This window comes from Streptomyces sp. NPDC007205, assembly GCF_040634095.1.
Classification (GTDB): Bacteria; Actinomycetota; Actinomycetes; order Streptomycetales; family Streptomycetaceae; genus Streptomyces.
The window spans coordinates 1-1510 of the sequence record NZ_JBEYEW010000173.1 but is presented as its reverse complement, the minus strand read 5'-3'; the positions used below and the strand labels follow the sequence as shown (position 1 = coordinate 1510).

Genomic DNA, 1510 nt, shown 5'->3' with positions numbered 1-1510 from the left:
CACTGGCAGCCGGAGGGGATCGCCGGGGTCTTGGCCAGGATCTCGGAGACCGGGTAGCGGGATTCCCGCCGTACGGCCATGAAGATGCGCGGCATCACCGGGAAGTGGAACGCCATGTGGCACTCGTCGCCGCCGGAGGCGTAGTCGCCGAAGTAGTCGACGACGTCCTCGGGCCACTGGTTGGCCTCCGCCAGCAGCACCGTGTCCGGGTACATCGCGTCGATCTCCTTGCGCACCCGCCTCAGGAACTCGTGGGTCGCCGGCAGGTTCTCGCAGTTGGTGCCCTCCTCCGCGTACAGGTACGGCACCGCGTCAAGCCGGAATCCGTCGATACCGAGATCCAGCCAGAAACGCAGCGCCGCCAGGATCTCCTCCTGCACGGCCGGGTTCTCGTAGTTCAGGTCCGGCTGGTGCGAGAAGAAGCGGTGGAAGTAGTACTGGCCGCGCACGGGGTCGAAGGACCAGTTGGAGGCCTCGGTGTCGACGAAGATGATCCGGGCGTCCTCGTACTGCTTGTCGTCGTCGGCCCACATGTAGTAGTCCCCGTACGGGCCCGCGGGGTTCTTGCGGGACTCCTGGAACCACGGGTGCTGGTCGCTGGTGTGGTTCATGACGAAGTCGATGATGACGCGCATGCCGCGCTGGTGGGCGGCGTCCACGAACTCCACGAAGTCGGCGAGGTCACCGAACTCGGGGAGCACCGCGGTGTAGTCGGAGACGTCGTAACCCCCGTCCCTGAGCGGGGACTTGAAGAACGGCGGCAGCCACAGACAGTCGACCCCCAGCCACTGCAGATAGTCGAGCTTGGCGGTCAGGCCCTTCAGGTCGCCGACGCCGTCGCCGTCGCTGTCCTGGAAGGAACGGACCAGGACCTCGTAGAAGACGGCGCGCTTGAACCACTCCGGGTCCCGGTCCCCGGCGGGAGTGTCCTCGAAAGTGTCCAGTACGGGTTCGTTGACGGTCATGACGCTGAGGGCCCTCCGATCCGGGGCGTCGCCCGCCTGACGTGGAGCACGTGCGCCGGCGCGCTGCCGGGCGTCAGGCGCACGTAGTTGGTCCTGCCCCAGTGGTACGTCTCACCCGTCAGTTCGTCGTGCACGGACAGGGCGGCGTTCCAGTCCAGGCCGAGTTGCGGCATGTCCAACGAGACCGTGGCCTCCTGGGTGTGATGCGGGTCGAGATTGACGACCACGATGACCGTGTCCGTTCCCGTGCTCTTGCTGTAGGCGAGCACGGCGTCGTTGTCGGTCCGGTGGAAACGGAGGTTCCGCAGGCGCTGGAGCGCGGGGTGGTGCCGGCGGATGGTGTTGAGCTTGGTGATGAGCGGCGTGATGGTGCGGCCCTCGCGTGCCGCGGCCTCCCAGTCCCGTTGCTTGAGCTGGTACTTCTCGGAGTCGAGGTATTCCTCGCTGCCTTCCCTGAGCGGGGTGTTCTCGCACAGTTCGTAGCCGCTGTAGATGCCCCAGGCGGGGGAGAGGGTCGCGGCGAGCACGGCCCGCACCTCGAAGGC

General features: G+C 66.8%; 2 protein-coding genes. Both read right to left on the bottom strand.

Annotated elements, in window-relative coordinates; all coding sequences use genetic code 11:
* Positions 1 to 965 (bottom strand): alpha-amylase family glycosyl hydrolase (locus tag ABZ624_RS43020; RefSeq protein ID WP_360101217.1); only part of this gene is annotated, 965 nt, incomplete at its 3' end.
* Positions 962 to 1510 (bottom strand): alpha-glucosidase C-terminal domain-containing protein (locus ABZ624_RS43015; protein WP_360101214.1); only part of this gene is annotated, 549 nt, incomplete at its 5' end. The genes ABZ624_RS43020 and ABZ624_RS43015, both read right to left, overlap by 4 nt.